This is a genomic window from Mycolicibacterium holsaticum DSM 44478 = JCM 12374, from assembly GCF_019645835.1.
Taxonomy (GTDB): domain Bacteria; phylum Actinomycetota; class Actinomycetes; order Mycobacteriales; family Mycobacteriaceae; genus Mycobacterium; species Mycobacterium holsaticum.
The window spans coordinates 1256839-1283170 of sequence record NZ_CP080998.1 but is presented as its reverse complement, the minus strand read 5'-3'; the positions used below and the strand labels follow the sequence as shown (position 1 = coordinate 1283170).

The following is a 26332-nucleotide window of genomic DNA, read 5'->3' as shown; positions in this document are numbered from 1 at the left end:
GAATCTAACCGGTCGCCTCGCGGTGCAATTCGATGAGCCGTTGGTAGGCCTGCGCGCTGTGCCGGTTGTTGGCGACCTCGACGTCGCTGAGCTCACGGCGCACGGTGCCGGGCACCCCGGTGACCAGCGAACGCGGCGGCACCACGATCCCCTGCGGTACCAACGCCCCCGCCGCGATCAGCGAACCCTTCCCGATCCGCGCGCCGTTGAGAACGACCGCGCCCATGCCGATGAGCACGTCGTCCTCGATGACGCAGCCGTGCAGGACGGCGTTGTGGCCGACGGTCACGCCGGCGCCGATGAGCGCCGGGAACTCGGGGTCGACGTGCACGGTCACCCCGTCCTGCAGGTTCGAACCGAACCCGACCTCGATGGGCTCGGCCTCGGCGCGCAGCGTCGCGCCGTACCAGACGCTGGCCCGCGCACCGAGGCTGACCTGCCCGATCACCGCCGCGTTGGGCGCCACCCACGACTCGGCGTGCAGTTGCGGGGCTCGGCCGCGAATGGGCAGGATCAGCGGTTCAGGCATGCGCGTCATCGTATGCGCGGCCCGTTCACCTAACGTGAGCAGCCATGAACACGGCGATGGACGTGGTCGATGGCGTCGACCTGACCGGCAGGACCTGTTTGATCACCGGCGCCACCTCCGGTCTGGGCAGGGAGTCGGCTCGGGCGCTGGCCTCGACGGGCGCGCACGTCGTGCTGACGGGCCGCAACGCCGCCGCACTCGCCGACGTCGACACGTGGGTGCGCGGCGAGGTGCCGCACGCGCAGACCTCGACGGTGGTGCTCGACCTGACCTCGCTGCAAAGCGTTCGCGCCGCCGCCAACCAGATCCAGCAGCTCGCACCGGCGCTGCACGTGTTGATGAACAACGCCGGGGTGATGTTCACGCCGTTCGGCAGAACCGCCGATGGGTTCGAAATACAGTTCGGCACAAACCATCTCGGCCACTTCGAGTTGACCCGGCTGCTCACCCCGCAGCTGGTGGCCGCCGAGGGTGCGCGCATCGTCACGTTGTCGTCGGACGGGCACCGGCTGGGCGATGTCGACCTGGACGATCCGAACTGGGAGCGCCGCGAGTACGACAAGTTCGTCGCATACGGCGCGTCGAAGACGGCGAACATCCTTCACGTCGTCGAGTTGGACCGGCGGCTGCGCGACCATCAGGTCCGGGCCTACGCGGTGCATCCCGGGATCGTCGCGACGTCGCTGGCCCGGCATATGTCATCCGACGACTTCGCCGGCCTGGGCCGGCTGGCGAAGGCAACCGCCGATCCGCGCGCCGAGAAGGTCGACGTCCGACGGGACTTCACCACGCCCGAGCACGGGGCGGCCACCCAGGTGTGGGCGGCGGTCAGCGCCGAACTGGCCGGGGTCGGCGGGGTGTACCTGGTGGGTTGCCGGATCCGGGACGACCGGGACGACGTTGCCCCGCACGCGCTGGACGCTGCGCATGCCGCCGCATTGTGGGAGTTGTCGGGCAGGCTGTGCGACGGCTGAGACGTCGCTGTGTGACCGGACCGTAAACGGCCACGAAACCGCAGGTCAGCGTGGCTGTCGTGCGGATAGTGCGAGGTCACCGCTTTGGTATTGCCGCGCCGGTGGCCTTAACATGCGTTGCGACGTGAACCGAGCTGAGGAGCTGTAAGTGAAGACTCGCACCAGCAGGGCCCTTGGTGCCGCCGCCGGAATTGCGGCGATTGCCCTTTCCGTGCCGTTGGCGGTGACCGCGTACGCCGACCCGGAGCCGACGCCGGCCGCCGAGATTCCCAATCCGGAGGGCCCGAAGTGCGACGCGTTCAAGGAGGCGGTGCCGGACTGGAAGTCGCTGGCTGATCTGCCCGTCGGCCAGGCGCTGGGGGCCATCCCCGACGCCAGCACGTTCTACGCGGCGGTTTCGGGTGGGCTCAACCCCGCCGTCAACGTCGTGCCGGTCCTGGAGAACGGCCCGTACGTGGTGTTCGCGCCGACCAACGAGGCGTTCGCCGCGCTGCCGCCCGCACAGCTCGACGCGCTCAAGGCCGATCCGGCCGCGCTGACCGACCTGGACTACTACCACGTGTTCCTCGGCATTCTCGGCCCCAACGACGTCAAGGGTCAGCGCCCCACCCAGCAGGGTGCGGAGATCGCGGTGAGCGGTTCGGGCGGTGACATCACCGTCAACGACACCGCCAAGGTGCTGTGCGGCGGCATCCAGGCCGCCAACGCCCGCATCTACCTGATCGACAAGGTGCTGGATCCGGCCAGCCCGCCGGAGGCGCTCACCGCGACGACGTCGGCAACCTCGGAGACGTCAGCCACCGAGACGACCACGGAAACGACGACGCCTGAGGCGACGCCGGCCGCGGACGCCCCGATCGGCTGACCCGGTATCGCCGAGACGGACGTTTTGGCGGAGATCGGGAATTACAGACCGAGGTCGCGGCCGATGATCTCCTTCATGATCTCGGTCGTGCCGCCGAAGATCGTCTGGATGCGCACGTCGACGTAGTCGCGGGCGACCTTGTACTCGTTCATGTAGCCGTAGCCGCCGTGCAGCTGCACACAGTTGTCGACGACACGCTTACCGAGCTCGGTGCACCACCACTTGGCCTTGGAGGCCTGCACGGCGGTCAGCTCACCGTCGACGACCGCCCGCAGGCAGCGGTCGATGTACTGCTCGGCGATCTCGAGTTCGGTGTCCATGTCGGCCATCACGAACCGGTTGTGCTGGAAGCTGCCGATCGGCTGCCCGAAAGCCTTGCGGTCCTTGACGTATTGCAGCGTCTCGTCGAACGTCGCGCGCGCACCGGCGATGGCGGCCACGGCGATCGACAGCCGCTCCGAGGGCAGGTTGGTCATCAGGTGGTAGAAACCGCGGCCCTCCTTGCCGAGCAGGTTACTGGCGGGCACCCGGACGTTGTCGAAGTGCAGCTCGGCCGTGTCGGCGGCGTGCAACCCCATCTTGTCGAGCTTGCGGCCGCGCTCGAAACCTTCCATACCGCGTTCGACGACCAGCAGCGAGAAGCCCTTGTGCCCGGCCTCGGGGGCGGTGCGGGCCACCACGATGACCAGGTCGGAGTTGATGCCCGCGGAGATGAAGGTCTTGGAGCCGTTGAGGATCCAGTCGTCACCGTCGCGCACGGCGGTGGTCTTGATGCCTGCGAGGTCGCTGCCCGCGCCGGGCTCGGTCATCGCGATGGCGCCGATGAGCTCACCGGTGATGTACCCGGGCAGCCAGCGCTGCTTCTGCTCCTCGTTGGCCAGCGACGCGAAGTAGGGCCCGACGATGTCGTTCTGCAGGCTCAACCCCGGGGTGGCCGGGCCGAACTTCGCGAACTCCTCGACGATGACGGCGTTGAACCGGAAGTCGTCGACACCGCCGCCGCCGTACTCCTCGGGCATGTTGAACCCGATGAGCCCGTATTTGCCTGCGGCAGCGTACGCTTCGCGCGCCACCAGCCGGTCCTGTTCCCACTTCTCGACGTGCGGCGCGCATTCCTTCTCCAGGAACTGGCGCGCCGTCTCACGCAACTGCTCGTGCTCGGGTTCGAAAACCAGTCGTTTCATTACTGTGCTTACTTTGCTTTCCATACGGGCTGGCGCTTCTCGGCGAAGGCCAGCGGTCCTTCTTTGGCGTCCTCGGAGCGGATCACGGTGGCGATCTCGCGCATGGTCCTGGTCCAGCCGGGTTCGTCACCGACGATCACCCCGTCGTCGACGCCCATCGCGACGCGCTTGCTTGCCCACACCGCCAGCGGTGCGTTGCAGGTAATCCGTTCGGCCAGCGCCAACGCCGCGTCGACGGCGGTGCCGTCGGGCACGACCTGGTTGATCAGGCCCCACTTCAGCGCATCGGCCGAGGTTATCGGTTCACCGGTGAACAGCAACTCCATCGCGACCTTGCGGGGCAGATGGTCGACGATCCGGAAAACCCCGCCCGCCGCGGCGATCAGCCCGCGCTTGACCTCGGGTAGGCCGAACTTCGCCCGTTCCTCGGCCACCACCAGATCGCTGGCCAGCGCGAGCTCGGTGCCCCCGCCCAGCGCGGTGCCGTTGACCGCGGCGATCGTCGGCTTGTCGATGTAGTGGTGGACGTAGCCGGCGAAACCCCATTCGGCATGGTCGGGGTGAAAAAGGTTCTCCCGACGCGAGATCGCCTTGAGATCGGCCCCGGCGCAGAACGATTCGCCTGCACCGGTGAGCACCACCGCGCGCACCTCGGGATCGTCCTGCGCAGCCTGCAGCGCGTCGCCGACGGCGGTGCTCACCGCGCTGTTGACGGCGTTGCGCGCCTCGGGCCGGTTGATGGTGATCAGTAGGACGTCATCATTCCTGCCCCGCCGCTCGCTGAGAGCGGCTGGGGCCGTTACCTGTTCGGTCACAGCAACTCGAGGATGGTGGCGTTGGCCTGGCCGCCGCCCTCACACATGGTCTGCAGACCGTACTGAAGGCCCTTGTCCCGCATGTGGTACAGCATCGTCGTCATGATGCGGGCACCGGAGCCGCCGAGCGGATGCCCCAGCGCGATCGCACCGCCGTTGGGGTTGAGCTTCTTCTCGTCGGCGCCGATCTCCTTCAGCCACGCCAGCGGCACCGGCGCGAACGCCTCGTTGACCTCGAAGACGCCGATGTCGTCGACGGAAAGACCGGACCGCTTGAGCGCCTTCTGGGTGGCCGGAATCGGCGCGGTCAGCATGATGACCGGATCGGCACCGGCCAGCGTCGCGGTGTGCACGCGCGCGATCGGCTTGAGGCCCAACGACTTGGCCTTCTCGGCCGACATGAACAGCAGGGCGGCCGAGCCGTCGGAGATCTGCGAGGAGTTACCGGCGTGGATCACGCCGTCCTCCTTGAACGCCGGTTTGAGCTGCCCCATCTTCTCCAGCGTGGTACCGCGGCGGATGCCCTCGTCCTTCAGTATGGCGTTGCCGTCCTGGTCCTTGATCGCGACGATCTGGTCGTCGAACGCGCCCGCATCCTGTGCGACGGCGGCCTTCTCGTGGGAGTCCAACGAGAACTGATCGAGCGCGGTGCGGTCGAAGCCCCACTGCTCGGCGATCATCTCGGCGCCGATGCCCTGGTTGGGGGTCTGGGTGTAGCGGTTACGGAACGCATCGGGATAGGGGTGTCCGCCGTTGGCCAGCGAGGAGCCCATCGGCGTGCGCGACATGGACTCCACGCCGCCCGCGACCACCACGTCGTAATGGCCTGCGACCACGCCCGCCGCGGCGAAGTGCACGGACTGCTGGCTCGAGCCGCACTGGCGGTCGACGGTCACACCGGGCACGCTCTCGGGCCAGCCGGCCGCGAGTACCGCGGTGCGGGCGATGTCGAGCGCCTGCTCGCCGGCCTGCATGACGCAGCCCCAGATGACGTCGTCGACCAGGGCGGGATCGATACCCGCGCGCTCGACCAGACCGTTGAGCACCTGCGCCGACAGTTCGCCGGGATGCACGCCGGACAATCCGCCGTTGCGCTTGCCGACCGGCGACCGTACTGCCTCGACGATGACGGCTTCAGCCATGACCTTCTCCTTCGAAGTTCGATGTGGTTCCCACGCAGGGCTCACCCCTGAACCGGGTCACCCTTGAACGTAAACGAACAAGGTTTACTAGGTCAACCTACTCGGTGAGGGGCGGAGTCGAGCGGAGATCCCGGCCCGGCGTTGTCGCACATGGTTTACTGAGTTGCATAGCTGGCCGTCCGGCCGGTGGGAATCGTCTTTGGAGTGGGAGTGGCTGGGAGTACCCCGTTGGCGCCGATGATGGGCCCGGACGGAATGGGCGCGGCCTCGGCCGTCCGGTCGCCCAAGACGGCCGAACTCGTCGCGGGCACCCTGCGCCGCATGGTGGTCGACGGTCAGCTCAAGGAGGGCGACTTCCTGCCCAACGAGGCCGAGTTGATGGCCCACTTCGGGGTCAGCCGGCCCACGCTGCGCGAGGCGGTACGGGTACTGGAATCCGAACGCCTCGTCGAAGTCCGTCGTGGCTCGCGCACCGGTGCCCGCGTGCGCGTGCCCGGGCCCGAGATCGTCGCCCGCCCCGCAGGTCTGCTGCTCGAACTGTCCGGCGCGACGATCGCCGACGTCAGCGTGGCAAGGTCGGGTATCGAGCCGATGGCCGCCCGGCTGCTCGCCGAGGTGGGGACTGCGGCGGATTTCGAAGAGCTGGAGAAGATGCTGGCCGATGACATTCCCGCGGGATGGCAGTCCGACCGGTTCGCAGAAACCACTCAGGCGTTTCACCTTCGGCTGGTCCAATTGTCGGGCAATGCGACGCTGGCGATCATCGCGGGCATGCTGCACGAGATCACCGTGCGCCACACCGCGTTCGTCTTCAAAGAAGGCCGTCCGGTGTCGAAGGCCGATTACGAGAAGCTGATGCGCTCGTACCGGAAGCTGATGCAGATTCTGCGTTCCCGCGACGGCGCTGCGGCCGAATCGCATTGGCGCAAACATCTGGACGTGGCACGCGAACTGTCGCTGCAGGGCCTCGAGGACGTCAAGGTCCGCGACGTCATGGGCTGACCGCTTCCCACGTGACGTGCACGGGGATGTTGTCGTCCCATGGCTGGCGCGTCACCATGTCGGCGACGCGGATGAAGCCTCGTTCGAACTCGCCGGTCGCCGCGTCGACCAACCGGTACTGCTGGGTCTGGCGGTGGATGGGTTGCCCGTCGATCAACACGACGCGAACCTCGCCGGGTTCGAAGCGGCAGCGCTCCTGCAGCGCGGCGATGAGCTGTTCGTTGTGCATGTGGCCGTCACCGAAGTTCCAGCCGATCGCTGTCGAGCAGATACGCTCGCCGTCGGTCAGCACGTAGTCGTCCTCGTTGTGTCCGGCCATCGCGCGGTGCGCCAGCGTGAACATCGCCCGGCCGTGAGTGTTGAAGGCGCGGAACGCATATCCCATGTAGAGGTACATCTGCGCGGTCTCGGGGCTGCCGTAATAACGTTCCATCTGCGCCTGCGGCATGCTGGCGATCGAAACGATGCCCTTCTCGAGCTTCTCGGCCGCCGATGGCTTCATGCACCACAGCCCGGTGTCCCAGTTACCCGCGTAGTAGCGCATGCCCGGCAGGAAGGACACCTTGCGCGGGAACAGGTTTCCGGCCACCACGGTGCCCGCCAGCACGGCGAACAACACGATCGGCCACGGGCTCTGCAGATCACCCAGCCCGATCCCGGGGTGTCCGACGAACAGCGCCAGCACCGAGAACATCATGAAGACGTTCCATTCCAGCGGTACCCCCATCGGGATGGACGACAGGATGCCGAAGTGGAAGCACAGCATGATGACCGCGGCGATCGCCGTCGGCCAGCCGCCGTGGGAGAAGAACAGCACGAGCGGCACCAGGCCCTCCACGGCGGTGCTGAAGTGGGCCAGCCAGCGTGACAGCCGGCCCGGCCGCAGATCGTCCGGAAAGCGTTCGAAGAACCGGCGTTTGATCCACTTCGGGCGGAACACCGGGTTGTTGCTCATCATCGTCGAGATGACGAACGGGAAGTGCTTGTTGAGTTTGGACGTGGCAGCGCCCAGCCAGATCATCAGGCAGACCAGCTTGGCGGCCAGGATGATGTCGGCACCCGCGAACAAGAAGCACACCGCCAGCGCGGCATACACCTCGCCGCGGGCGGCCAGGAAGATCACCTTGTCCCGCAGGCCCAGCACCGCGAGGATGCCCAGGATCGCCCAGATCTGCCACCCGGGCAGCACACCCACCGTCGTCCCGAGTTCGGGGATCGGGCCGGTGCCGTCGGAGAACAGGGCCACCACGAGCATCACCAGCAGCGCGGCGTAGAGCAGCGCGTCAAACGGTGTGCGGCTGGTGCCCTTGGTCAGCGGGATCCGCTGCGGCCAGGGTGGCAACCGAATGGTGTTGGGCCGCAACCAGTACAGCACCGAGCCCATCGGTGGGAAGAACCGGTTGTTCAGCGGTCCGAACCCGCATCCGAGCCCGACGACCTCGAACAGCATCGTGTAGAGCACGACCTTCTCGAACACGATCGGTTCGGCGTACCAGGACGTGACGTTGGTGAACCCGTCGATGCCGTCGGTGGTGAGCACCACCAACCACGCGCCGAGGATGTAGAGCAGGATCTTGACGACGTAGAACAGGTGCAGGACCACGGGTGTCCCGAATCCCACCTCGGCCCAGTGCCGGGCCATCGGCACGATCCTCTCGGCCCGGGTGCCTTTGCTCCACTGTTCGTAATCGACGACCGGCGCGTCCTGTTTCAAGAACCCCATGGCTCAAAGACTAGAACGTGTTCTAGCTACGCGGTGAGCAACAGCTCACGCGTCGGTTTTGGCCGGCGGGCGGTAGAAGATCACCAGCTGACCGATGCCGCCCGCCAGCCCCAGCCCCAGTGCGATCACCAGACCGCACCAGCCGTGCAGCAGGTCGGCAATGCCGGCATCGCGGAACAGCAGGTAGTCCAGGCTGTACTTGCCGGCGCCGATGGTCGCAATGGCCACCGCCGTCGTGGCCAGGATCAGGTTGTACTCCCAGCCCTCCTTGACGATGAAAAAGCCGTTGGCCCGGTGCACCGTCCAGGCCGCGACCAGCATCAAGGCGACGAAGCCCGCGGCGGGTACGGGCGTCAACAGCCCGACGGCCAGGCCGATACCGGCCGCCATCTCGGTGGCAGCGGCGACGCGGGCGTGGAATGTGCCCGGCTTCATCCCGATGCTCTCGAACCAGCCGGCGGTGCCGGGGATGCGCCCACCGCCGAAGAACTTGTTGTAGCCGTGCGCGGCCATCGTCACGCCCAGCACCACCCGCAGGAACAACAATCCGAAATCCAGGGCCGAGTCGTAAGCAGTCATGTAGCAGAATTTAGGCCATCTGTTAATCGGCCGCCCAGGCATACCGACTTATCGGCGTGTGCGCAAAACCGCAGACAACCGCTCCACGTAGGCATCGATGTCACCGATCGACGATTCCGCGGCGTGCACGCTGATCGCGACGGTGTCGCCGATCCCGTGTACGCCGTGGGTCACGCCCATCATCGGCGACAGGGCCGGATAGCCGGCCGTCAGCGCCACCGGGACGTCCCCGAAGCGCAGGTCGGCGGGACCGCGGTTGACGCTGGACACCACCGTGTTGCCGGTGACCGTCGGCGAGCGCAGCGTCGGATCGAACTGCCGAACGCCCCATCGCAGCAGCGCGGCGGGCAGCGCCGCGGAGGCGCGGCTCGCCGCCAGCATCGCCGGATGCACGCTGCGACGACGGCGCTGCTCCAATTCGGCGGCGATCCGCGCGGTGCGCTCGCCGTACGTCGCCTCGGGATGCAGGTCGACGCCGACGTTGCCAAAGTGGTTGTGCGCGGTGCGGATCCAGCCGGTTGCCATCGGCACCTCGGCACCCAACCGGGACGGGTCGTCGCCGAGTTCGCGCAGATGCGCCGACAGCGCGCCCGACACCGCTGCGAGTACCCCGACCGTCACCGTCGGGCCCGGTATCTGCGAACGGTGCCGGATCACCGTGCGCACACTTCGGACCCCCTCGGGCCGGGTGTTGCTGCGCAACGCCGGACGCGGCTGTGCCTGCGGGGCGACGACTCCGGCCTCTGTGTCGCGGACCAGGTCACGGTGGCTTCGCGCGGCCCGGTACATGCGCCACGGCAGCGTGGCGCTCTGCCATGGCGGCGGCGACGCGAGCGCGGGCACCGCCGCGGCGCGGCCGAACAGCAGCGCCGCCAACGCCGAGCACCGAACGCCGTCGCCGAGCACGTGCGCGGCCTGCAGCACCGCCACCGTGGCCACGCCGTCGCCGGCCATGCCGGTCACACCGGGAAAGACATGGAGCCGCCAGGCCATCGTCCGCGGGTCGAGCTGGTCGCCGGCCAGCGCGCCCACCGCGCGCAGACAATCCGGCCACGCTTCGGGAGATGGGTGCACCACGAACTGATCGGCTGCCACTTCGGCGCTGACCCATTCGGGATAGCCGACGGGCCGGTCACGCACCCGCAGTCGCAGTTCGGGACAGCCCTCGGCCCTGGTGCGGATCTGCTGCAACGCGCGCCCGATGTCGGCGGGCGCCCCGGCGAAGCCGTACAGCAGGAACTGATCGTTGGGGATCCGTGCCGACATCCAATAGGTCTGCGCGTCGACGGTGGCGAGTCGGCGGGCGCCCACGGGCGCAGGCTTAGGCCCGGCCCACGAAGTCGACGATGTGACGCGCGACGACCTCGGGCTGTTCCAGCTGCAGGAAATGACCGGCGCGTTCGACCAACGCCACCGCGCTGCCCTCGGGCAGCACCCGTTCGACCCAGTGGGCGTAATCGGCTGAGGCGCAACCGTCATCCAAACCGTGCAGGTACAGCGTCGGCATCTGCGGGGGTGCCAACCAGTGGCTGTGCAGTCCGGCGTACTGCGCGGGCGGCTTGGAGTTGCGCACCGCGGCGCGGTAGTACCCGAGCGCCGCGCGCCAGCGGTCCGGGTCGCCGATGGCGGCCTCGACGTGGCGCAGATCCTCGTCGGCCCGATATCCCGGCGACCACTGCCGCCACAGCCGGCGCAGCACCCACGACGTGGAACGCTCAGGCAGCCAAGGCAATTGGAAGTACATGATGTACCAGCTGCGCAACAGCTGGTGCGGTATCTGCGCGGCGAGACGTCCGGCGTCGGGCACCCGGCCCAACGGCCGGAACGACGCGGGCATCGGCACCGACATGATCACGGCCTTGGTGAACGGGCTGTCGGGCATCGCGGCCAGTCCCGCGCCGGCGATCGCACCCCAGTCGTGCCCGATGAACACGTCACGGCCGGTGGGTCCCGCGGCGGCCAGCACCCGAAGCGCGTCGTCCGCCAGCGCGCCGATGTGGTAGCTGCCGTCCGACGGCAGCGACGACGGCGCGTAGCCGCGCAGAAACGGCGCCACCACCCGCCAGCCCGCATCCACCAACAGCGGCGCGACCTTGCGCCACCCGTGCGCGCTGTCGGGAAAGCCGTGCAGGCACAGCGCGATCGGCGCATCCGCAGGTCCCCAGGTCAACGCCCGCAGCGTCACGTTGGGCGCCGCGACCTCGAGAAGCCCGGGCTCGTCCACTAGACCGGGTCGAACTGCGAGATCAGCCAGCGATCCCCGACCTTGTCCAACCCGACGCGCACGCTAGAGGCCGTGTCGGTGGGTGCGTCCTGGCCGACGACCACGGTCTGGTTGACGAACACCAACACCACGGCGTGGTTCGGGTCGGCCGACACCGACGCCGCGGCAGGAACCGTGGCGACCGCGGAGATCTGCTTCTCCTTGGCGCCCGGAATCACCACGTCGTTGATCAACGACGTGTAGGAGTCGCGGAACTCTCCGCTCAACAGATCGCGTGCGCCGTTGAGTTGTTGGTCGACGGTGTCGGGCTTGTAGGACAACATCGCGATCGTGCTGTCTTTGGCCGCTTGCACCGACTCGATGCGCGCAGTGTCGGCGTTGGCGACGGAATCGTGCTGCCACTTGAGGTAACCCGCGGCCATGGCGAGCACCAGGGCGAGCCCGGGCAGGATGCCGTATGCCAGCACGCGCGACCAGTTGATCCGCCCCTTGTCTTCGGCGACGGCCTCCGGTTCGTCGGTGATCTGCGGCTCCTCGGCCGCAACCGTCTCCTCGGCGGCGTCCGTCGGAACCTCGGCGTTCTCCTCAGCCGTTTCGGTGATGGCCGCCTCCTGGGTTTCGGTGGTCTCCTCCGGCGTCTCGCCGGCCGCCTCGTCGGCGGGTTCTGCGCCGCGGCTGCCCCTGGGCATGCTGTGCCGGCTCACGGGACGAACTCCACGTTGGACACCTTGGCTTGGTCCTCGATCTTCTGCACCGTGATCCGCATCCGCCAGGCCCGTGGCTGCTGTTCGGGCGCGCCCGCGTTGCTGGTGTTGACGGTCACCGCCACCAGCACCTGACCCTCGTTGTCCGACTCGGACTCCAGGCCCGCCTCGGTGACGGTACCCACCGACTTGGACTGTGCCTGCTTGACGACCTCCACGAACGGCTGCGAACGCTGCTGGAAGTCGTCGTAGAACGTGCCGGTGGCCGAGTCGAGGATGCGTTGTACGTCGGCCTCGGCGGTCTCCCAGTTGATCGTCGTGAGGTTCAGCGCACCCTGCCTGCCCACCTGCACGAACAGGTTGCGCTGGTCGTCGGCCTGCTGCGACTTGTAGGCCTGAAAACCCAGCCACCCGGTCAACCCGCCCAGCGCCAGGACCAGCACCACACCGATGATCGTGGCCATCCGCACATGCGACATCCGCCGCTTGGCGACGGGGGCCTCTACGACGTCGTCCTCGCCGGCCGCGGCGTCGTAATCCTCCTCTTCTGCGGCCCCTTCTGCTGCGACGACGTCAGCTTCCTCCGTCACCGACCCGTGTCCGGCCGTGGTGTCTTCGGCTGGTTCTGGTGCCGTGGGATCATCCGGTTTCCCGGCGGTGGGCTCAGCATCGTCTGCCATCAGGTTCCTCTACGGCCCCTGCGGGCCTGGTCGGGTGGGTCACAGGTCGGGTCCAACTTACGTGCTCGACACCATATCGTCGGAGCCCGGTCGCTCAGGGACGGTTTCCACGCTTTCGGCGCCGACCCGCGTTCCGGCCGGCCATCAACGCGAGCGGTGCTGCTAACCCCCCGGCGGAGTGAGCAGCGACTGCCACGGCCGCTCACCGGCCGCACCGTCGGCGAGGTTGGACTGGGTGTACACCTTCCCATCGGGTCCGACGTACTTGCCGGACGCGGGGTCGTATTCGGCGGCCGCGACCGGCAGCGGTGGGGTTCCCGGCGGTGGCGGCGTCACCTTGACCGGAATGTCCGGCGGCACATGCGGGATGGGTTGCCCGGACAGCGTGGCGTTGGGATCGCCCTTCCAGTTGTAGCCGTCGTTGAGCGGCACGTACTGCTCGTCGCTCTCGCACATCTGCCACGTCGGGGCGCGCTTGCCGGGCACGGTGACACAGGGCAGGTTGCGCGCGCCGCGCACGTTGAACGGCGCATCCTGCGGTGTGCGGCAGTAGAGGTCGCCCTCCGGCCGGTCCGGGTAGTCCTCGAAGGTCGGTACCCGCAGCTGCTGGGCCGGCAGGAACCCGGTCATACACGGCGGCGGCAGGTTCTGCGGCGGCAGCGGCAGCGGCGCCGGAAGGGCAGGCAGGATCGCGTTGAGATTGAAGATCAACGCATCGCCCATGTAGTCCTGCTTGGTGTTGCGCTTGTGCACACCCACGGCCTGGGTGACCGCGGTGCCCTGCGGCAGCAACACCAGAATCTGCTCGAGGCTGGGCTGATAGGCGACCGCCACCTCCCCGATGCTGACCAGGTTGGCCAGCACGATCGGCAGCGTGGGCTGCAGCCGCTCGAACAGGGAGCGCACCTCGTCGGCGGCCCCCGGACCCTTGGCCAGAATTCCCCCGACGGCCGGGTCCTGGCTCTGCAACTGACCGCTGATGTTCGCCAGGTTCGCCGCCCACGCCTGAATCGAGCCCGCGGTGTCGGTCTGGGTGTCCAGCACCGGCTTGGACTGGTCGATCAGCGTGAGCAGCGGGTCGAGATTCTTGCGGGCGTCGATGGCCAGCGTGGCGCTTCCGGTGACCAGCCTGCGCAACTCGGGCCCGAGCCCGCCCACCGCGAGATAAGCCTCGTCGACCACGGTCCTCAGGTTCTCCTGCGGAATCGCCTGTAGGCCGCGAGCCGTATCGTCGAGGACCGCATTGATATCCGTCGGAACCGTCGTGCGCGCCAGCGGGATAACGTCGCCGTCCGTCAACTCCGGACCTTCGCCGCTGCGCGGGAGCAACTGGACAAACTGCTCGCCGACGGCGGACACGCTGTGCACCTCGGCTTCGAGGTCCGCGGGAATCCTGACGTCAGAGTTCAGCGACAGCACCGCCTCGACACCGCGGTCGGTCAAGTCGACGCTCTTCACCTCGCCGACCTGCACACCGCGGTAGGTGACATTGCTCCTGGGGTACAGCCCGCCCGTCTCGGGCAATTCCAGGGTCACGCGGTACTGCCCGACGCCCAGGAGGGTGGGCAGCCGCATGTACCCCAAAACCATGACGGCCAGCGCAGTGGTCGCGATGACGGAGAAGACCGCCATCTGAATGAGTATCTGCCGGGTCATTCGCATGCTACGGCCCCTGGTCCCAGCGGTACGGAACGACCAACGGGTTGCCGCCCGGTGCCGGCACGTTGTGGTTGCACGGGCTGGGGAACTGGCCGATGGTTCGGCCCCACTGCAGCTCCAGCCAGGTCAGGTTGCACTCGAACCGCGTTCCGGTGAAGATCGCCGAATCGAGTCGGCTCAACGTCAGGTCGACGACCAACGTCAGGTTCGCGTAATCGCCGCGCATCCAATTGGTCAGCGTCTCTTTGGGGAACGGGAAGGTCGGCAGGAAGCTCAGCGCGCGGGTCAACGCCGGACCGGCGTCGGCCAACTCCTCCAGCACCACGCCGAGGTCCTTGAGTTCTTTCACCAGAGCGTCCTTGGTCTGGTCGACGGAGTCGGCAGCCAGCGCGCTGAACCTGCCCAGCTGGGTCAGCGCCTCGGCGAGGTTCTGCCGCTGATCCCTGAGCACGGCAAGGGCGTCGGGAACGGTTCGTAACGCCTTGTCCACCACCGGCTTCTGCTCGGCGATCTGACCCATCAGGTTGTTCAGGCTCTCGCTAGCGGCGATGATGTCCTGCTTCTGGTCATCGAGGTGGCCGATCGCGATATCGAGCTGCTCGATCAGGCTGCGCAGGTCGTTCTCCCGACCGGTGAAAGCCACGCTGAGGGCCTCGGTGATGTCGTGAATGTTGCCGATGCCGCCGCCGTTGAGCAGCAGCGCGACAGCGGCCAGTGCCTGCTCGGTGCTGGGATAAGCACTGGACGACTTCAACGGGATCAGCGAGCCCTCTTTGAGCTTGCCCGTCGGCGGCACGTCGGTCGGCGGCGCCAACTCGATATGCAAGGAACCCAACAGGCTCGTCAGGCCGAGTTTGGCCGTCGCATTCGCGGGCAACTCGACGTCACCGTTGAGTTCCATCGTCACCAGCGCGTGCCAGCCCTGACGCTCGATCTTCTTCACGGTGCCGACGTTCACATCGGCAACCCGGACGCGGGAATTCGGCTCGATGTTGTCCACGTCGGGCATCTGCGCCTGAATGGTGAACGCGCCCGGCCCGGTGCCCTCGACGCCGGGCAGCGGCAGCGAATTCAGCCCTTGCCAATCGGCACAGCCCGACAACAGCCCGGCCGACATGACCACGACGGCTATCCGGCGAAAGATCCTGCGCCGCAGCATCATGGCCCCACCCCCTGAGGCACCATCAGCCCGTGCAGGCCGTCGGCCGGATTCGGCGCGACCGGAGCCTCGGCCGCCAACGGCGGACCCGCGGGCGGCGGACCCGCCCCCGGTGACGGACCCGCGGGCGGAACAGGTTGCGGCGGTATGTAATCCGGCCGCAGCCAGTCCTCACTGTAGGTCAGCTCATTCGGCCGCGTCGTGGCACCGGAGAAGACGTTCTGCATGATGGGCAGGAAGTTGTACTGGCGGTTCTTGAGGATCGGGGCCAGGTACTGCACGCACAGCTTCGCCGACTGCTCGGCGCCCAGCCGAGACGCCGCCTGAATTCCCCCGCACAGGAACGAAATCGGATTGGCGAAGTTGTTGAGCATCGGCAAGCTGCTCGCCGCCCCCTGGGCGGGCTGCCAGACGTTCACGTAGTTCTGCAGGGTGTTGGGCGCCACGTGCAGGAACTGCTTGACGTCGGCGAGGCTGTCGGTCAGCGCCTGGGTCACCCCGGCCAGCTTGTCCGACGTGGTGCCCAGCGCTTCGCGGTTGTCGGCCACGAATGTCTGGACTTCTCCGACGACGTTGTTGAGGTCGCGAACCGCGGCGGCGACCTCGTCGGGATCGTTGGCGAGCAGGCCTGTCACGGTCGCCAGGTTCTGGTTGAGCTGGCGCATCACATCGGTGCTGTCCTGCAGTGCCGAGACCAGGATCGCCAAATTCTTGACGGTGGAGAAGATGTCGGTGCTGTGATCGCCCAGCGCCGTCACGGCCTGCGACAGCTTGATGACGGTGTCACGAATGTTGGCGCCTTCGCCACGCAGGTTGTCCGCGGTGGTGTTGATGACCGACCCCAGTGGGCTCACGCCGCCGGGCTCGGTCGGCTGCAGCGTGTCGGCCAGCTTCTCCAACTGTTGGCGGACCTCGTCCCATTCCACCGGAACGGCGGTGCGGTCCTGCGGAATGACCGCGTCGTCTTTCATCGCCGGTCCGCCGGTGTAGGCCGGGGTCAGTTGAATGCTGCGCGCGGTCACCAGCGTCGGCGACAGGATCGCGGCCTTGGCGTCGGCTGGGACCTTGTACTTGTTGTCGTACCAGAACGAGATCTTGACCCGCTCGGGCTGCGGCTCGATGGACTCGATCTTGCCCACGGCCACACCGACGATGTTGACATCGTCGCCGGGGTAGATGCCGTTGGCGTTGTCGAAGTACGCGACGACGTGTGTGCGGTTGACGCGTTCGGTGTTGCGCAACAGCACAATCGCACCGCCGGCCAGTATCACGACCAGCGCCACGGCCAGCAGGTTGCGAGCAGAGCGCGTCATCGTCCGGCCTCCGCGGGGGCAAGGTGGGCCACCCCACCGGGAGCGGGCACCGCGACCGGAGACGGTGTCGGGTCCGGGGTCGACTGCAGCCCCGGCGGCGCCGCGGCGGGCGCACCCGGCGGAGGCCCTCCGGGCGGCGGCGCCGGCGGCGGCTCACGGAACGGATAGCAGCCGGGGCCGGGCAACGGCAAGCCGGGCAACCCGCACGGCTGGTCGCCGGGCTTGCCGGTGATGGCGTCGGGAATGGTCAGGCGCGGGTCGCCGCCCTGACCGGTCCGCGGGAACGGCACCGGCAGGGCAGGTGTCCCTGGCTGGCCGACCTGCGGGTCGCTGAGCTCCGACGGCAGCTTCACGTTGGGATCCAGGCCGAGGTCGGAGAACGCCGCGTCGATGAACGGCTGCAGGAACTGACCCGGCAGCAGGTTGGCGACGTAGTTCTTGAAGAACGGGCCGCCCGAAACCGATTCGCCCAGCGACATCACGTAATCGGCCAGCAGACCCAGCGACTTCTGCAGGCGTTCCTTGCGGTTGTCGATGATCGTCAGCACGCCGTTGAGCTTGTCCAGGGCCGGACGGAGGGTTTCGCGGTTCTCGGCGATGAAACCCTGCAACTGCCCGCTGAGCGCCGAGATGTTGCCGGAGACCTCATCGAGTGCGGCGCTTTGGTTTTCCAGCTCGGCCAGCAGCGCGTTGGTGTTGGCGACCAGACTCACGATCTGGTTGCTGCGCTCGGCCAGCACCGTGGTGGCCTTGTCGGCGTTGCCCAGCAGACCGCGCAGCTGCGCATCACGTTCATTCAGCGTCTCGGAGAACCGCGCCACCCCCTCGACCGCGATCCGCAGCTCCGGCGGAGTGTCCGAGAACGTATCGGCCAACACCCTCAGCGAATCCGACAACTGGTCGGTGTTCAAGCCGCTGATCGCCGTAGCCAACTCGCCCAGCGCATCCGGAAGTTGATACGGCGACGTCGTGCGATCGAGGGGAATCGTGCCCTCCTGTTGACCGTCGCCGTGGGAGGTGACTTCCAGGATCCTCGTACCGAGCAGACCCTTGGTCTTGATCGCCGCCTCGGTGCGGTCCCCCAACCGGATGTCCCTGTCGACGGTGAACGTCACCAGAGCCCGCGGCAGGTCCAAGTCGATGGACTTGACCTGACCGACCTCGAACCCCGAGACCTGAACTGCCTCACCGGCTTTCAGTCCACCCACTTCGGCAAAATAGGCCGAGTACTCCTTGCCCTGCAGGAAGGGCAGCCGATCGTAGTTCAACGCCCCGAGCACAATGCCAATCGTCAATGCCAGCCCGATGGCACCGATGACGGTCTGGTTCCGTTCCGAGAAGGACTTCACCTCGGCGCGCACCTCCCGGTGGACTGGCCGGCAACTTTCACATACACCGGTTGGCCGCCCTTGCCGTTGAGTTTGAGCACGATGTCGCAAAGGTAGAAGTTGAAGAAGTCGCCGTAAAGACCTTGCCGCGCGAGCGCTTGATGGGCGTCCGGCAGTGTGTTCAGCAGGTTGTCGAAGTACTCATGGTCGGCCACCACGATCCCCGCAGCGCGGTCTGTCTCCTGGATCGTCTTGGTGAACGGCGGACGGGCCTGCGACAAGAGGTCCGCGACGCTTCCGGCCGCGGCGTTGGTGTACGCCAACCCGTTGCTGATGTCCGCTCTGCGCTCCGCCAGCGTCGCCACCAGTTCGGAGAGCGCGTCGACGGCCTTGGCGAACTGGTCGTTTTGGTCACCGAGTGATCCCAGCACGACGTCGAGGTTGATGATGACGTCCCCGATCAGCCGGTCACGGTCCGCCAGCGTGCTCGTCAGGGTCGCGGTCTGGGCCAAAAACGAGTTGATCGTCGCGCCCTGCCCCTGTAGGGCCGAGATCAGCTGGCTCGACAACGCGTTGACCTGGTCTGGATCCAGCGCCCGGAACAGCGGCCGGAACCCGCCGATCAGTGCGTCGAGGTCCAGCGCAGGTGACGTGCGCGCCAAAGGAATCGTGCCGCCGGGCTCAAGCTTCTCGACACCGCCCGCACCCTCTTCGATCGCCAGGTAGCGGCCGCCGATGAGGTCGTCATATCGGATGACGGTCCTGCTGCCGTCGGTCAGCACCACGGATTCATCTGCGGTGAACTCGACCCGCGCCGTGGTATCGGGTTGGATCGCAACCTTTTTGACCTTGCCGACCTCGACCCCGGCGATGCGAACGAAGTCGCCGTTCTCCAGCCCGGTGACATTGGTGAACTCGGCAACGTAGCTGTTGGTGGCTTCCCCGAAGCGCAGCTCACCGAAGACCGCGAACAGTCCGAACACCCCGAGCAGGCACACCGCCAAGAACACGGCGAGACGCACCGCGTCGTGGCGGATCTTGGCTGTCATGCCCGGCACGGCTGGTCTCCTTTCCTGGCGTTCGCGGTTGGCGGTCGTTTGGCGATCATGGGAACGGCGGGCCCGGCCGCGCCGGGGTCGGCAGGGGTGTCGGTCGTAGCGGTGTGGGCTGCATCTGGGCCGGCGAATGAACGATGAACGGCTCCGAACCCGGTGTGGGGCCGGGATCCCGCGGCGCCATCGGCGGCGGTGCGGCCGGCAGGCCCGGCCACAGCGGTGTGCCGTCGTCTGCGTACAGGTCCGCACCGTAGGCCGGAGCTCCCGGGTACGGGATCGGGCCTATCGCAGGCCCGCCGAAGAGGTTCCGGACGCTCGGCGGCTCGGGCACAGCACGGGTTGTCGGCAGGTAGTTGGCGTACCCGGGGAAGCCGATGCCAGGATTGGGCCGCCAGTCGAGCCCAGTGCCGAATCCGGTGTTCGTGACGAGGTTGCGCACCGGCCAGTTCTGCGCGACGTCCGGTAGTGAGCCGCAACTGGGTTTGCCTCCCGGGCCGCCCTTGGCGCCGACGATCGGCAGGTTGTTGGGGTACCGATACGCGTCGTCGCCGATCCCCAAGGCCACGTCCAGCACCAGCGTCCTGCCGTTGCCGCCCGGCGCGTCGTACCCGCCGGTGTCCAGCAGCGTCTTCGCGCCGGTCAGCAGGCAGGTGTACTCCGGGCTGTACTTGTGGAGCAGGTTCGTCGTCGGCTCGAGCACGTTGATGCCCTTGACGAGGTTGGCCTGGTTCGGTGCGAGCAGGTTGATTCCGCTGTTGGAAAATCCGATGGTGGCCAGCAGCAACGCGTCCAGTTGGCCGGCGTGGCTGGTGATCGTGGTGCTTGTGGTGCTGAGCGCGTCCAGGGTGCTCAGGATGTCCTGTGCGGCAACGCTGTACGTGTCGTTGAAGTCCCTGAGTGCGCGCAGGTCTTCAGTCACCGTTTCGTGGCGCGGATTGAGTTCCAGCAGAACCTGATTCGCGTCGGTGGTGGCCTGACCGATCAGTTCACCCTGACCTCGGACACCTTGGGCAAGCGCGTACAACGTGCTGTTGAGCTTGGCCGGGTCGATATTCTCGAGCACGTCGACGACGTTCTGGAACACCGTGTTCGCTTCGACGGTGACATTGCGCGACTCAATCACCTGACCGGCCGCCAGTCGCTGTGAGCTGGGCTCGCTTGGATAGATCAGATCGACGAACTTGGCGCCGAACACCGTGGTCGCCCGGATCTGCGCCTCGACGTTCGAAGGTATGTAGTCGATCTTGTCCTTGTCGATCTCGAGTTTCAACGCCACCGGCGCGCTGCCACCCTGGATCGCGGAGACCCGCCCCACCTGCACGCCGCGCAGCTTCACCTTGGCGTTGGTCTCCATCACCAGACCCGCGCGCTCGGATGTCAAGGTGACCGTCTCGGTGGACCTGAAGGAGCCGACGAAAAGGGCATAGGTCAGCCAGATGGCGACCGCGATGACGACCACGAGGATCAACGTCCACCACGCGGGGTGCAGGCCTTCGTCTTCTACGTCCATGATCAGCCGGCCAGGTTGAAGTTGCCGGATTGACCGTAGACCGCAAGCGACAGCATCACCAGCACGAAGGCCGAGACGATCAGCGAGGTGCGCACCGCACGCCCGACGGCCTCACCGACCCCCGCCGGCCCCCCTCGTGCCGTGTAGCCGTAGTAGGTGTGCACGAGCATGATCATCACCGACAGCGCGATGGTCTGACCGAACGACCACATCAGGTCGGTGGGGTTGAGAAACGTTCTGAAGTAATGGTCGTACACGCCGGTCGACTGACCGTAAAGCACCGTCGTGCCGAACCGTGCCGCCCAGAACGCGGCGATCACACCGACGCAGTACAGCGGGATCACCACGAGGAACCCGGCCACCACCCGGGTGGAGGCGAGATAGGCGACGCTGCGGATGCCCATCACCTCGAGTGCGTCGATCTCCTCGTTGATCCGCATGGCGCCGAGTTGTGCGGTGGCTCCCGCACCGATCGTCGCAGACAGGGCCACCGCCGTGGTGGCCGGCGCGATCAGGCGCACGTTGAAGAACGCCGACGCGAAACCGGTCAATGCCTCGACACCGATCTCCGAAAAGTCGGTGTAGCCCTGCACCGCCACCAACGCGCCGGTCGTCACGGTCAGGAAGCCGACGATCGCTACCGTGCCGCCGATGATGATGAGCGCCCCGGCGCCAAGCCCCATTTGAGCGATGATCCGAATCAACTCGACCTGGTAATGCAGGACGGTGTAGCGGATGGAACTCAGGGTGCGGCCGAAGAACTTGGTCTGCATTCCGACGCGGTTCCATGGGTCAGCCAGGCTGCGGAACCGGCTTTTCAGCCAGGGGAACTGGGAATGCGGCCTCGAAACAGTCACATCGTCACCTTCACCGCGACGGCCGTCGCGACGATGTTGATCGCGAACAGCGCCATGAAGGTGAAGACCACGGTCTCGTTCACCGCGTTGCCGACACCCGCTGGGCCGCCGCCTACGGAAATGCCCTTGTAGCAAGCGATCATGCCGGCGGACAACCCGAACAACGCGGCCTTGAGCAACGCGATGATGACATCGGTGGTCCCGATGAGCAACGTGAGACCAGCAGCAAACGCACCCGGCGAGACGTTCTGGATGTAGACGGTGAAGAAGTATGCGCCGGCCAGCCCGACGAGAATCACCGTCGCAGACAGCGCGAGCGACACCAAGGTAGCTGCCAGCACACGCGGAACGACCAGCGCCTGAATGGGATTCACGCCCATCACCCGCAACGCATCGAGTTCTTCGCGGATGGTGCGCGCGCCGAGATCAGCGCACATGGCGGTGGCGCCTGCGCCCGCCACCACCAGCACTGTCACGATCGGTCCGATCTGGCGCACCGTCCCGAGCGCGGCACCGGTGCCCGAGAAGTCCGCGGCGCCGAACTCGACCAACAGGATGTTGAACGTGAAGGTCAGCAACACCGTGTACGGGACGGTCAGCATCAGCGTCGGCAGAATCGACACCCGCGCGACGAACCACGCCTGTGAGATGAACTCACGCCAAGCGAAGGGCGGCCGGAACATCCACACGAAGGTGTCGAGCGCCATCGAATAGAAACCACCGAAGGCGCGCACCGGCTTGGCAAATGCGTTGACAGCGACCATCAGTCGGCTCCCAACCCAGGCGTACTCTGCACTGCCATCTGCACTGCCATAGCCCGCCGACCTTCCCTGACACCAACAACACGCGCCCGTGATGGCTGTGGCGCAAGGGTACACAGGGGCGGACGCCCGGGAACCGTATATCAGCAATTTGCGGGCGAACAACTCACAAACCCAAATGGGATCGCTGTCACATGGCGTCAGCTGCCGCGCACTGCGTCCTCCACCTCGGCGATGATGATCTTGCGCATGCCGAGCATGGCGGTGGTCGCCGCGGCGGCGCGGGCCGGGTCGGGGTCGTCGAGCAGTTCGTAGAGGCGGTCGGGGACGATTTGCCAGCTGAGCCCGAATCGGTCCTTCAGCCAGCCGCAATGCGATTCCACCCCGCCGTCGCTCAGCCGGTCCCAGTAGTAGTCGACCTCTGGCTGATCTTTACACCTGACAAGGAAGGACACCGCCTCGGTGAAGGCGAATGCCGGCCCCCCGTTGATGGCGACGAACCGGTTGCCGTCGAGCACGAACGTGCCCGACACCACCTCACCGGGCGTGCCGGGGCCGGCCTCGGTGTAGCGGCTGAGCTTTTCGATCGACGAGTTCGGGAAGACCGACAGGTAGAACTGCGCGGCCTCCTCGAGGTTGTTGTCGAACCAGAGGGACGGTGTGATCGTCGGCATGCCGGTACAGACCCGGGGGGCGCGCAAAAGTCATCGGCTCACAAGCGCCGCCCGGTCAGCACCCAGCGCACGCAGCGCAAAGTCGAGTACACACGCCTTGGACTCGTTGACGCGTTCGACGTCGCGGAAAGACTGGTGCGTCATCACCCTGCTCACGATCGCGTTGATCGAGACCGCGTCGTGCTCGGGAACAGCCAGCGGGAACGTGCCGTCGTCGCGGCCCCGCTGCAGGATCGCCACCAGGGACCGTTCCCGGTCGGCATGGGCCTTCTCGCGGGTCGCGCGGTATCCCCTCGCCGCACGGACCTCGTCGGAGTCGATCACCGTGAAGTGCGTACGCGCGCGCGTGTCGGTGATCACCGCGAACATGGCGTCGATCCACGCCTGCAGCTGCGTGACCGGCCCGCCGCGGGGTTCTGCCGAGATCCGGTCCAGCCGTTCGGCCAGCGCGTCGGTTTCCCGACGCAGCATCGCCAGAAACAGTTCGTCCTTGGACTGAAAATGGCGGTAGAACGCGCGCGTCGACACCCCGGCGCGGGCGAGGATCGCGGCCACCGGGACCGCACCCCGATGCGGCTGGGCCAGGCAGTGGTAGGCCGCCTCGAGGATGCATCCGCGGTCGTCGTCGCCGGAGTCGGGCTGCACACGGCGGATTCTAGGGAGCCGCGCACTTTGCGGGCCACGATTCGCGGCAAATCGGCCCTGGGTAACGTGTGCGCTCGGAGCCAGCCGAGAGGATGTCCGTGAGCACTAGCCGCAGCGAACCGCGCACGGTGGAGTTTGGTGGCAGCGATGGCGTCACCCTGGTCGCCGACGAATGGAACCACGACGCGCCGCCGGCTGACCGGCCCACCGTCCTGTTGCTGCACGGCGGCGGCCAGAACCGCTTCTCGTGGAAGAACACCGGGCAGGTGCTGGCCGATCACGGGCTGCACGTGGTGGCGTTGGACAGCCGCGGCCACGGCGACAGCGACCGGGCGCCCAACGCGAACTACACGGTCGACGCGCTGTGCGCCGACACGCTCGCGGTGCTGGAGCAGATCGGCCGACCGGTGGCGCTGATCGGAGCGAGCATGGGCGGGATGACCGGGATGCTGGTCGCCGACGCCGCGGGCCCGCAGAAGGTGACCAACCTCGTGCTGGTCGATGTGGTGCCCCATTACGAAAAGGACGGCAGCGCCCGCATCCGCGACTTCATGGCAAGCGGCATGGACGGCTTCGAGACGCTGGACGAGGCCGCCGACGCGGTGGCGGCATATCTGCCGTACCGCACCAGGCCGCGCAATCCGGAGGGGCTGAAGAAGAACCTGCGGCTGCGCGACGGGCGTTGGTACTGGCACTGGGATCCGGCGTTTTTGACCGCCCCCATGGACGATCCGTTCGTGCGGGTGGAGAAACTCGACCGCGCCGTGATGAACCTGACCATTCCCATTCTGCTCATCCGCGGCAAGCTTTCCGACGTGGTCAGCCCCGAAGGCGTCTCGGACTTTCTGCGTAAGGTGCCGCGCGCGGAGTTCGTGGAACTCTCCGAGGCCGGCCACACCGCGGCGGGCGATGACAACGACGCGTTCTCCGATGTCGTCGTGCAGTTCGTCTGCCGGTGACCCTTTCTGCCGCGAGCAGCATGACCGGCTAGGTGAGCAGCGGGATCCCGTCTTGCGGGGTGTCGGTGAGGATTTCGAACATCGCGCGGCGTTCGGCGCGCAACTCGGCCCGCTCGAATGCCTTGCCCGCCACCTGCATACGACACGTCGCGAGAGCCGAGTTGTAGCAGTACTTGGACCGGCCGTCGGTGTCGGTGTAGGTCAGGCCGATGACGTCGGACGATTCGGCGATGAGTTCGCCCTCGATCATGCGCTCGCCCACCCTGCCGCCGAACGTCCACGTGAACGGCCGGTAGCGCCCATGGCTCTGCAGGCTGTCCAGCACCGAACGCACCGCGAACTCCTCTCCGGCATGGCGGAACACGAACAGCGTCACCGCAGGGGTCAGCAGCGGCCCGACGGCCGCGCGTGCGGTGACGATCTCCAGCGTCGAGTCGGGTGCGTTGTCGAACCCGCAGATCTGCCCGTACGCGTACGCGGGCGTGTGCCTGGTGCCCCAGTTGTGGTTGACGCTGCCGGTCCAGCCGTCCAGAACGACGCGCATGTCGTCGAGTTCGAGTTGACCGTCGAACTGCGCCAGCGGATTTCGCACCGTCGTCTTGGCCGTCGGGAACCGCGCCGCATATGCCCGCTCGGTGAGCAGCCTGACCGGCTGGGCGGACCCGGGTGTGATCCGCAGGTCCCATCGCGCCGACCGGCCTCCGCCGGTGACGACGCCGTGTGCGGACCGGTCGTCGAGAACGGCGGATCCGATGCGCGCTGTCCACGGCTCGTCGTCGTAGGCGGCCTGGTGGATCGGATACGGCTCTTTGAGCGCACGGTTGGCCGACCCGTCCGGGTCGAACACCATCACCCATACGTCGGCGACCGGTTCTGCCGTGGTGGAGCGCAGCAGGGTTTCGCGCAGCCATACCGCCTGCGCGAGGTCGGGATGGTTGGCGCGGATGTAGCGACTCTCGTAATAGGGGGCCTTCGCGGATGTCACGGGTTCAGCATCCAATACTTGTTCGGTGATGACAGCCCAGATCGTCGCTTACGTGCTCGGCGCGGTCGCCGCGGTGCAAGCCGTCGCGCTCGTCGTGCTGTGGCGGCAGAACCGGCGCCAGCAGCTGGAGCTGGACGACGCGCGCCGACGGGTCGACACCAAGAACATGCTGCTCTCCGGCGGCCGGGAGGCGGTCAAGCAGGTCTGGCAGACCGCCAACATCCTGCGCAAGGACGGGTTGGGCGCCGCGGTGCGGTCGTCGATCGAGGACCTGGCCGATTGGGCCGAGGTCGAACGCCCCGACCTGGCCCGCCTCGCCACCAGCGGGGTGGTGGTCATCTTGTTCTCCGACATCGAGGAGTCCACCGCGCTCAACGAGCGCATCGGTGACCGCGCGTGGGTCCGGCTGATCGGCCGCCACGACAAGATGGTGCGCAGGCACGTACACACGCACTCGGGGCATGTGGTGAAGAGCCAGGGCGACGGCTTCATGGTGGCCTTCGCCCGGCCCGAGCAGGCGGTGCGCTGCGGTATCGACATCCAACGCTCACTTCACCGTCAGCACAACGGAATTCGGGTGCGCATCGGCATCCACATGGGTAAGTCGGTGCGCCGCGGCGACGACTTGTTCGGGCGCAACGTGGCGATGGCCGCGCGGGTGGCCGGGGAGGCCGGCGGCGGTGAGATCCTGGTGAGCCAGGTGGTGCGCGACGCCCTCGCCGACGCCGATATCGATTTCGACGACGGCAGCGACGCCGAACTCAAGGGGTTCAGCGGGTCCCACCGGCTCTACGCCGTCGGGTCCTGATCGTTCTGTTGGCCGGCTTCGGCCACGCGTTGGTGCAGCCGGGCGCGGATGTCATCAGGCGTATAGGAATTTCGGCGGCGCTGATCGCGGGCGACCAACACCCCGCCGGCCACCACCCCGGCGACACCAGCCAGCCCGACCCACTTCCATATCCGGCGCATGGCAAGAGTCTGCCTAAGCTGCCAGGGTGAGGCCAAC

At 67.1% G+C, this 26332-nt stretch carries 27 protein-coding genes; 5 read left to right on the top strand and 22 right to left on the bottom strand.

The window, feature by feature from the left end:
* Positions 1-4: 4 nt before the first annotated feature.
* Entirely contained in the window at positions 5-529 is a 525-nt protein-coding gene (locus K3U96_RS06235) for a gamma carbonic anhydrase family protein (RefSeq protein WP_069404506.1), read from the bottom strand.
* Between the two features lie 44 nt (positions 530-573).
* Here K3U96_RS06235 and K3U96_RS06230 point away from each other — a divergent pair, with 44 nt between their 5' ends.
* Together K3U96_RS06230 and K3U96_RS06225 are read left to right on the top strand one after the other, a co-directional pair.
* Positions 574-1503, top strand: a complete 930-nt coding sequence (locus K3U96_RS06230; protein WP_220692419.1) for an SDR family NAD(P)-dependent oxidoreductase — start codon at positions 574-576, stop codon at positions 1501-1503.
* 148 nt (positions 1504-1651) lie between these two features.
* Positions 1652-2368, top strand: coding sequence for a fasciclin domain-containing protein (locus tag K3U96_RS06225; RefSeq protein WP_069404504.1), 717 nt, complete (start codon positions 1652-1654; stop codon positions 2366-2368).
* A gap of 41 nt (positions 2369-2409) precedes the next feature.
* Here the strand turns inward: K3U96_RS06225 and K3U96_RS06220 are convergent, their stop codons facing one another.
* The 3 genes from K3U96_RS06220 to K3U96_RS06210 are packed head-to-tail and all read right to left on the bottom strand — an operon-like array spanning position 2410 to position 5509.
* Positions 2410-3552 (bottom strand): acyl-CoA dehydrogenase family protein, encoded by a 1143-nt coding sequence (locus tag K3U96_RS06220; protein ID WP_220692418.1) that lies wholly within the window; start codon positions 3550-3552, stop codon positions 2410-2412.
* A gap of 8 nt (positions 3553-3560) precedes the next feature.
* Entirely contained in the window at positions 3561-4367 is an 807-nt protein-coding gene (locus K3U96_RS06215) for a crotonase/enoyl-CoA hydratase family protein (RefSeq protein WP_069404502.1), read from the bottom strand.
* Entirely contained in the window at positions 4364-5509 is a 1146-nt protein-coding gene (locus K3U96_RS06210; protein WP_220692417.1) for a thiolase family protein, read from the bottom strand. The genes K3U96_RS06215 and K3U96_RS06210 overlap by 4 nt, the downstream gene beginning before the upstream one ends.
* Positions 5510-5719: 210 nt before the next feature.
* Here K3U96_RS06210 and K3U96_RS06205 point away from each other — a divergent pair, with 210 nt between their 5' ends.
* Positions 5720-6511: a FadR/GntR family transcriptional regulator gene (locus K3U96_RS06205; protein ID WP_069404500.1), complete on the top strand. Its 792-nt coding sequence runs from the start codon at positions 5720-5722 to the stop codon at positions 6509-6511.
* Here K3U96_RS06205 and K3U96_RS06200 read toward each other — a convergent pair.
* From K3U96_RS06200 to K3U96_RS06125, 16 genes are all read right to left on the bottom strand, one after another.
* Complete coding sequence (locus K3U96_RS06200) at positions 6501-8234, bottom strand: DUF3556 domain-containing protein (protein ID WP_220692416.1); 1734 nt, start codon at positions 8232-8234, stop codon at positions 6501-6503. The two genes, K3U96_RS06205 and K3U96_RS06200, sit on opposite strands and share 11 nt — an antisense overlap.
* 45 nt (positions 8235-8279) lie before the next feature.
* Positions 8280-8813 carry a DoxX family protein gene (locus K3U96_RS06195; protein ID WP_069404498.1) on the bottom strand — a complete coding sequence of 178 codons (534 nt, stop codon included), beginning with the start codon at positions 8811-8813 and terminating at the stop codon, positions 8280-8282.
* 48 nt (positions 8814-8861) lie between these two features.
* Positions 8862-10124 (bottom strand): DUF1298 domain-containing protein, encoded by a 1263-nt coding sequence (locus K3U96_RS06190; RefSeq protein ID WP_220692415.1) that lies wholly within the window; start codon positions 10122-10124, stop codon positions 8862-8864.
* Between the two features lie 10 nt (positions 10125-10134).
* On the bottom strand, positions 10135-11037 hold the full coding sequence (locus K3U96_RS06185) for an alpha/beta fold hydrolase (RefSeq protein WP_220692414.1): 903 nt from the start codon (positions 11035-11037) through the stop codon (positions 10135-10137).
* Positions 11037-11741: an Rv1363c family protein gene (locus K3U96_RS06180; protein WP_230982382.1), complete on the bottom strand. Its 705-nt coding sequence runs from the start codon at positions 11739-11741 to the stop codon at positions 11037-11039. Before K3U96_RS06180 ends, K3U96_RS06185 begins: the two co-directional genes overlap by 1 nt.
* Complete coding sequence (locus K3U96_RS06175; protein WP_220692413.1) at positions 11738-12421, bottom strand: Rv1363c family protein; 684 nt, start codon at positions 12419-12421, stop codon at positions 11738-11740. The genes K3U96_RS06180 and K3U96_RS06175 overlap by 4 nt, the downstream gene beginning before the upstream one ends.
* Before the next feature lie 162 nt (positions 12422-12583).
* Positions 12584-14083, bottom strand: a complete 1500-nt coding sequence (locus K3U96_RS06170; RefSeq protein ID WP_069404494.1) for an MCE family protein — start codon at positions 14081-14083, stop codon at positions 12584-12586.
* 1 nt (position 14084) lies between these two features.
* Positions 14085-15239, bottom strand: coding sequence for an MCE family protein (locus K3U96_RS06165; RefSeq protein WP_220693414.1), 1155 nt, complete (start codon positions 15237-15239; stop codon positions 14085-14087).
* Entirely contained in the window at positions 15239-16552 is a 1314-nt protein-coding gene (locus K3U96_RS06160) for an MCE family protein (RefSeq protein WP_220692412.1), read from the bottom strand. Before K3U96_RS06160 ends, K3U96_RS06165 begins: the two co-directional genes overlap by 1 nt.
* Positions 16549-17901 carry an MCE family protein gene (locus K3U96_RS06155; RefSeq protein ID WP_069404524.1) on the bottom strand — a complete coding sequence of 451 codons (1353 nt, stop codon included), beginning with the start codon at positions 17899-17901 and terminating at the stop codon, positions 16549-16551. Before K3U96_RS06155 ends, K3U96_RS06160 begins: the two co-directional genes overlap by 4 nt.
* A complete protein-coding gene (locus tag K3U96_RS06150) occupies positions 17898-18929 on the bottom strand; it encodes a virulence factor Mce family protein (protein ID WP_220693413.1) in 1032 nt (343 codons plus the stop codon). The genes K3U96_RS06155 and K3U96_RS06150 overlap by 4 nt, the downstream gene beginning before the upstream one ends.
* A 55-nt stretch (positions 18930-18984) precedes the next feature.
* Positions 18985-20445: an MCE family protein gene (locus K3U96_RS06145; protein WP_069404492.1), complete on the bottom strand. Its 1461-nt coding sequence runs from the start codon at positions 20443-20445 to the stop codon at positions 18985-18987.
* Positions 20446-20447: 2 nt separating this feature from the next.
* Positions 20448-21302 carry an ABC transporter permease gene (locus K3U96_RS06140; RefSeq protein WP_069404491.1) on the bottom strand — a complete coding sequence of 285 codons (855 nt, stop codon included), beginning with the start codon at positions 21300-21302 and terminating at the stop codon, positions 20448-20450.
* Positions 21299-22066, bottom strand: coding sequence for an MlaE family ABC transporter permease (locus tag K3U96_RS06135; RefSeq protein ID WP_069404490.1), 768 nt, complete (start codon positions 22064-22066; stop codon positions 21299-21301). The genes K3U96_RS06140 and K3U96_RS06135 overlap by 4 nt, the downstream gene beginning before the upstream one ends.
* Positions 22067-22263: 197 nt before the next feature.
* On the bottom strand, positions 22264-22737 hold the full coding sequence (locus tag K3U96_RS06130; RefSeq protein ID WP_220692411.1) for a VOC family protein: 474 nt from the start codon (positions 22735-22737) through the stop codon (positions 22264-22266).
* 30 nt (positions 22738-22767) lie between these two features.
* On the bottom strand, positions 22768-23382 hold the full coding sequence (locus tag K3U96_RS06125; RefSeq protein ID WP_220692410.1) for a TetR/AcrR family transcriptional regulator: 615 nt from the start codon (positions 23380-23382) through the stop codon (positions 22768-22770).
* Positions 23383-23480: 98 nt separating this feature from the next.
* Between K3U96_RS06125 and K3U96_RS06120 the strand changes: the two genes are divergently transcribed.
* Positions 23481-24341 carry an alpha/beta fold hydrolase gene (locus K3U96_RS06120; protein ID WP_220692409.1) on the top strand — a complete coding sequence of 287 codons (861 nt, stop codon included), beginning with the start codon at positions 23481-23483 and terminating at the stop codon, positions 24339-24341.
* Between the two features lie 28 nt (positions 24342-24369).
* On the opposite strand, the gene K3U96_RS06115 is transcribed toward K3U96_RS06120, so the two are convergent.
* Positions 24370-25326 (bottom strand): hypothetical protein, encoded by a 957-nt coding sequence (locus tag K3U96_RS06115; protein ID WP_220692408.1) that lies wholly within the window; start codon positions 25324-25326, stop codon positions 24370-24372.
* 28 nt (positions 25327-25354) lie between these two features.
* On the opposite strand from K3U96_RS06115, the gene K3U96_RS06110 reads away from it, so the two are divergent.
* Positions 25355-26134, top strand: coding sequence for an adenylate/guanylate cyclase domain-containing protein (locus K3U96_RS06110; RefSeq protein ID WP_220692407.1), 780 nt, complete (start codon positions 25355-25357; stop codon positions 26132-26134).
* Here K3U96_RS06110 and K3U96_RS06105 read toward each other — a convergent pair.
* The gene (locus K3U96_RS06105; RefSeq protein WP_069408033.1) at positions 26116-26295 is read right to left on the bottom strand and encodes a hypothetical protein; all 180 of its coding nucleotides are present in this window, start codon (positions 26293-26295) and stop codon (positions 26116-26118) included. The two genes, K3U96_RS06110 and K3U96_RS06105, sit on opposite strands and share 19 nt — an antisense overlap.
* Between the last annotated feature and the right edge of the window lie 37 nt (positions 26296-26332).

Excerpts from the sequence above, each read along its gene's own strand:
- K3U96_RS06175 (WP_220692413.1), bottom strand. The coding sequence starts at position 12,421 with ATGGCAGACGATGCTGAGCCCACCGCCGGGAAACCGGATGATCCCACG.
- K3U96_RS06135 (WP_069404490.1), bottom strand. The coding sequence starts at position 22,066 with ATGGTCGCTGTCAACGCATTTGCCAAGCCGGTGCGCGCCTTCGGTGGT.
- K3U96_RS06220 (WP_220692418.1), bottom strand. The coding sequence starts at position 3,552 with ATGAAACGACTGGTTTTCGAACCCGAGCACGAGCAGTTGCGTGAGACG.
- K3U96_RS06235 (WP_069404506.1), bottom strand. The coding sequence starts at position 529 with ATGCCTGAACCGCTGATCCTGCCCATTCGCGGCCGAGCCCCGCAACTG.
- K3U96_RS06230 (WP_220692419.1), top strand. The coding sequence starts at position 574 with ATGAACACGGCGATGGACGTGGTCGATGGCGTCGACCTGACCGGCAGG.
- K3U96_RS06200 (WP_220692416.1), bottom strand. The coding sequence starts at position 8,234 with ATGGGGTTCTTGAAACAGGACGCGCCGGTCGTCGATTACGAACAGTGG.
- K3U96_RS06195 (WP_069404498.1), bottom strand. The coding sequence starts at position 8,813 with ATGACTGCTTACGACTCGGCCCTGGATTTCGGATTGTTGTTCCTGCGG.
- K3U96_RS06110 (WP_220692407.1), top strand. The coding sequence starts at position 25,355 with ATGACAGCCCAGATCGTCGCTTACGTGCTCGGCGCGGTCGCCGCGGTG.
- K3U96_RS06160 (WP_220692412.1), bottom strand. The coding sequence starts at position 16,552 with ATGACGCGCTCTGCTCGCAACCTGCTGGCCGTGGCGCTGGTCGTGATA.
- K3U96_RS06145 (WP_069404492.1), bottom strand. The coding sequence starts at position 20,445 with ATGGACGTAGAAGACGAAGGCCTGCACCCCGCGTGGTGGACGTTGATC.
- K3U96_RS06150 (WP_220693413.1), bottom strand. The coding sequence starts at position 18,929 with ATGACAGCCAAGATCCGCCACGACGCGGTGCGTCTCGCCGTGTTCTTG.
- K3U96_RS06130 (WP_220692411.1), bottom strand. The coding sequence starts at position 22,737 with ATGCCGACGATCACACCGTCCCTCTGGTTCGACAACAACCTCGAGGAG.
- K3U96_RS06210 (WP_220692417.1), bottom strand. The coding sequence starts at position 5,509 with ATGGCTGAAGCCGTCATCGTCGAGGCAGTACGGTCGCCGGTCGGCAAG.
- K3U96_RS06105 (WP_069408033.1), bottom strand. The coding sequence starts at position 26,295 with ATGCGCCGGATATGGAAGTGGGTCGGGCTGGCTGGTGTCGCCGGGGTG.
- K3U96_RS06165 (WP_220693414.1), bottom strand. The coding sequence starts at position 15,239 with ATGCTGCGGCGCAGGATCTTTCGCCGGATAGCCGTCGTGGTCATGTCG.
- K3U96_RS06170 (WP_069404494.1), bottom strand. The coding sequence starts at position 14,083 with ATGCGAATGACCCGGCAGATACTCATTCAGATGGCGGTCTTCTCCGTC.